General features: G+C 62.0%; 4 protein-coding genes. 2 read left to right on the top strand and 2 right to left on the bottom strand.

Features of this window, described 5'->3' with window-relative positions:
- The first annotated feature begins 539 nt into the window (after positions 1–539).
- Positions 540–1,640: a lactonase family protein gene (locus FG93_RS22390; protein WP_244448697.1), complete on the top strand. Its 1,101-nt coding sequence runs from the start codon at positions 540–542 to the stop codon at positions 1,638–1,640.
- Here the strand turns inward: FG93_RS22390 and FG93_RS22385 are convergent.
- Positions 1,624–1,857, bottom strand: a complete 234-nt coding sequence (locus tag FG93_RS22385; RefSeq protein ID WP_210165836.1) for a DUF6152 family protein — start codon at positions 1,855–1,857, stop codon at positions 1,624–1,626. The genes FG93_RS22390 and FG93_RS22385 overlap by 17 nt on opposite strands.
- Before the next feature lie 12 nt (positions 1,858–1,869).
- Positions 1,870–2,955: an alpha/beta fold hydrolase gene (locus tag FG93_RS22380; protein WP_043238702.1), complete on the bottom strand. Its 1,086-nt coding sequence runs from the start codon at positions 2,953–2,955 to the stop codon at positions 1,870–1,872.
- 93 nt (positions 2,956–3,048) lie between these two features.
- Between FG93_RS22380 and FG93_RS22375 the strand changes: the two genes are divergently transcribed.
- Complete coding sequence (locus FG93_RS22375; protein ID WP_043238699.1) at positions 3,049–3,921, top strand: LysR family transcriptional regulator; 873 nt, start codon at positions 3,049–3,051, stop codon at positions 3,919–3,921.
- Positions 3,922–4,383: the final 462 nt, after the last annotated feature.

The following is a 4,383-nucleotide window of genomic DNA, read 5'->3' as shown; positions in this document are numbered from 1 at the left end:
TGCCCATCGAAATCAGCCCGAAGCGGAATAGCCATGGCGAACCTCCCTCGTTCGCCATGTTGAATCAGGCCGGGGCTGATTTGAGAAGCCGGCCCGAGTCACGATCTCCGGGACTCGGTATAAATAGTGCTTTAATATCAATAAATCACGATACGGTTCGATTCCCTTCACCCGCTCCAATCTTTTCAAAGACTTACCGGAAACCGCGCCGCCAAGGAAATTCACCGGCCAACGCCGGGCTAAACAGCGCGCGTCCAAACGCCGCGCCGATGCGAGCGACGAATCACTGGGGATCGCGTCCCCGGCCGCGCGACGGGGGCGCTATAACCCTTTGTGTTTGCATCGGCTTTGCCCCGAAAACCGCGATCCAGTTTTCGGGCCGATGCTTTAGGTCCTGCCGACGCAACCGCGCACGATGCGTCGATTGGATCGGTCGATACGCCCTTTGAGCTGTCCGCCACGCATCCTGACCCTCTAACCTGCTCGGAAAAGGTGGTGCCGCAATCAAAGGCGGCCGGAATCCATCAAGGGGGACGACCATGGTTGCGACGAAGAAGACTGGCGTTGGCGCGTTGCTTGGGCTGATGATGGCCGCCATGCCCGCCACCGCCAAGACCGCCACCGCCAAGACCATCGTCTATGTTTCGAATGCCGACAGCCGCGAGATCAGTGTTCTGGAACTCGACGCGCAATCGCGCGAACTCAGGACTGTCGAGACCGTACCGGTCAGCGGCACCGCGATGCCGATGGCGATCTCGCCCGACAAGCGCCATCTCTACGTCTCGCTGCGCTCGCAGCCCTTCTCGGTCAGCTCCTTCGCCATCGATCCGCAGACCGGCAGGCTCGCACCGCTCGCGACTGTGCCACTGCCGGACAACATGGCCTATGTCGCGACCGACCGGAGTGGCCGCTTCCTGCTTAGCGCCTCCTATACGGGCGACAAGATCGCGATCAATCCGATCGACAGGCCGGGCTTCGTCAATGCCGAGCCGGTCCAGGTTGTCCAGACCCGCAAGCACGCGCATGCGATTCTGACGGACCGAGCCAACAAACATCTCTTCGCCAGCAATCTCGGCGGGGACATTCTGCTGCAATACACGTTCGATACGGCAACGGGGCGGGTCGCAGCGAACGATCCCCCCTTCGTCGAGACGAAGAAGGGCGCGGGACCGCGCCATTTCGTCTTCAGCCCCGACGACACATTCGCCTACCTCGTCAACGAGCTCGACGGCACGCTGAATTCGTACCGTTTCGATGCCGGCAAGGGCACACTGACCGAGGTTGGGAGCGTGAGTGTCGTGCCGCCCGGCTTCAAGGGTGGCGCCCCGGCAAGCGCCGAGCTTCGGATCACGCCGGATGGCCGCTTCATCTATGCCTCCGAGCGTAGCTCGAACACGATCGCGGCTTTTCGCGTCGACGGTGAATCCGGAGCTCTGACGCCTGTCGGCAACTTTGCGACTGAAACCCAGCCACGTGGCTTCAACTTCGACCCGAGTGGACGCTTTCTGGTTGCCGCCGGGCAAAAGTCCGATTCTGCGACGCTTTATGCGATCGACCTCGAGAGCGGCGCGTTGAAGGAGCTGAAGCGATATCCGCTCGGAAAAAATCCGAACTGGGTAGAGATCATCGATCTACCCTGAGCGCCGGGCATTGCACACTGGACAGGTCGGGAACGTCGGACCTCGGCGTCGCACGCAGGACGATTTCCGGATGCGGGTTGCCCCAGCGGACCGATGCGATCTGGCCCTCAAGATAGAAGACGCGGCTGGTATCGAAGTATGTCCAACCGTGATGCGCGAGCGCGGGCAGAACGCCGAAGGCCAGGAAGGTGGTTGCCGCCAAGGATACGAACGTCAATCTCATGCTCATTCACTCTCGTTTCGGTGAGATTGTCGATGGTCCGAGGAAGCGCGTCACGGCGGCGAGGAATGCCGCCCGGCCGGCATGGTCGCGGTCCAGATGAACGAAGTGCGTAGCTTCGGGGATCGTCACGAGTTCGGCGTGAGGGGCCTCGTCGGCGATGGCTTGGGCGTCCTGCGGACGGCTCCAGAAGTCCCGGCCGGAGCGGACGACGAGCATCGGGGTGTTGAGTGCGGAGGCCGACCACTGCCGTTTGCCGATCGCGAGTTCAAAGCTGTCGGCCATCGCTCCGCTCGGGGATCGGAAGCTCGGCGGCTGACGGCTGGTCGCAGTAGCATCGGAGGCCAACGCCGCATCGGCGTAGGCCTGCGCGACGCGCTCGTCTCGCCGTGATGCTTTATCGGCGACAGGAATGCTGTTGTCCCAGGCCGGGAAAAGGCTCGCGCGCGTGTTGAGTCTGTAGGCGCCGAAAGCGGAGACGTTGAAACTTCCCGGCTTGTGAGGATCTTCGAGCGGAGAGCCGTGGCCGAGCGTTTCGTGCTTGCTCGTGCCGCCATAGAGGGTGTTGTAGAGGACAAGCCGGTCTACCGTCTGCGGATACTTCGCCGCATATGCCCCGGCCCAATGGCCTCCGGTTGCCCAGCCAACAATGCTGACCTGTGTGTCGCCGCTCCACTCAATGATCGCATCCAGCGCCGCGGCGATGTCGGCCACGGCATCGTCGGTTCGCATCAGGGGGGCGGCCTCAGATGGGTTCTGCTCCATCGCGCCCGGCCGGCTCGATGTTCCGTAGCCGCGCAGATCGAGGATGTAGACGAGGTGTCCCGCCGCCGCGAGATCGGCGGCAAGAGAGCCGCCCGGAACCGGCAGATCGAAGGACGCAACACCGGGAACGCGCGCGCCGTGAACAAGAAGAACGGCGGAATTGATTTCGACCGGGCCACCCGGACGCCGAACTTCCCGGACGAAGAGGCGTTCGCCGGACAGAAGGTCAACGAAGCGATCCGTTCTGACAACAGTTGGCTCCGTGGCAAACGCCGTGCCCGTCGCAAGGACGATGGCGCTCGCGAGCGTGAGGATAGGTCGTTTGATCATCGTCTCTCCATCGGCGTCAGTGCTTGAACAAAAATGTCCGGATTGAGACAACGAATCCATGATGCATCTGATTATTTTTGATATCGTAGTGATATGGAGCTTCGTCACCTTCGCCATTTCCTCGCCGCCGCAGACGAGCTGCATATGGGTCGCGCGGCCCAGCGGCTCGGCATGGCGCAACCCCCGCTCAGCCAGTCGATTGCCCGCCTGGAAAAGGAACTTGGCGTCCGCTTGTTCGACAGGGCGAACCGGCGTCTTGCCCTGACTCGGGCGGGCGCGGCCTTTCTCGACGAGGCCCGAACTTCGGTCCTGCACGCGGACGCCGCTTTTGCCCTTGCCAGAGCGGCGGAGCATGGCGCGGCCGGCGAGGTCAGGATTGGCTTCGTTTCGGCGGCTCTCTACGAACATCTGCCCCGGCGTCTCGCCCGCTTGAGGCAGATGCTTCCAGGAGTTCAGCCCAAGCTCCTCGAACTGTCGACCAACGAGCAATTGGAGGCCCTTGCGGAAGGGACGATCGATATCGGCTTCGCGCATCCTCCATTCGGCACCGGCGGTCGACTGGACGTATCGGAGCTTCCCGCGGAGGCGAGCGTGGCCGTGCTGCCGGATGACGGGGCAACGGGAGGTGTCAGCTTGGCGCAGGTCGCCGCGTTCGGATTGATCCTCTTTCCCGCGACTCAAGGGCCCGTGCTCCATGCTCGCATCATGGATAGTTTCACGAGTGCCGGAATCACGGTTCGGATCGTCCAGGAGGCGACGCGGGCGTTGACAATGCTGTCGCTCGTGTCAGCAGGCCTTGGTGCGGCATTGCTCCCGAAGTCGATCCAGCGCCTCACCTTTGAGGGCGTCCGCTACGCCGAGATCATGGACGTGACGTTGCCGACGCTGTCGCTCGCCATGATCGCGAGGCGTACGCCTCAGCCTCCGGTCGTTCGCCGTGTGTGGCAGCTATTCTTCGAGGGATAGAGCTATGAATTGCTCAGGCCAAACTCAGTGGTCAAATCCTCGCCCCGTGGAAGCTGGAAAGAACAGCCGGGGTTTCAGCCACAATCGTTTTGCCGTTCGGGGTAACGAACCGATCTAGCCTGGTTGAAGGCAAAACAGGGCCAACCGGCAGGGTTTCACGGAAATTTGGGGCTATAGCGTAGACGTAGTTGTCATCTGGTTCCCGCACGGCCCGCCATCCCCGCCGATTGCACGCTATGGCGCGATGTTCTGCGCGATAGCTACGCAAACGCCGCCGATTACCGCACGGCTTTCGGGGGTCACCGTGGTGTCGATGAACGCGCATCGAGATCGACTTCGTTTAGAGCGTCGGACCTGAAATCGGAATCGGGCGATTCCCTTTTTGCAGCGTTTGTGATTCACCGTTTGCGGAGGTGGATCATGGGTCTGAGCTATTCGAAGGATCTTCGCGAGCGGGTTGTC

Origin of the sequence: Allobosea sp. LC85, from assembly GCF_000735605.1 — a bacterium.
Lineage (GTDB): Bacteria > Pseudomonadota > Alphaproteobacteria > Rhizobiales > Beijerinckiaceae > Allobosea.
Note: the sequence above shows the minus strand (reverse complement) of the source record. Positions and strands in the feature narration are given on the sequence as shown.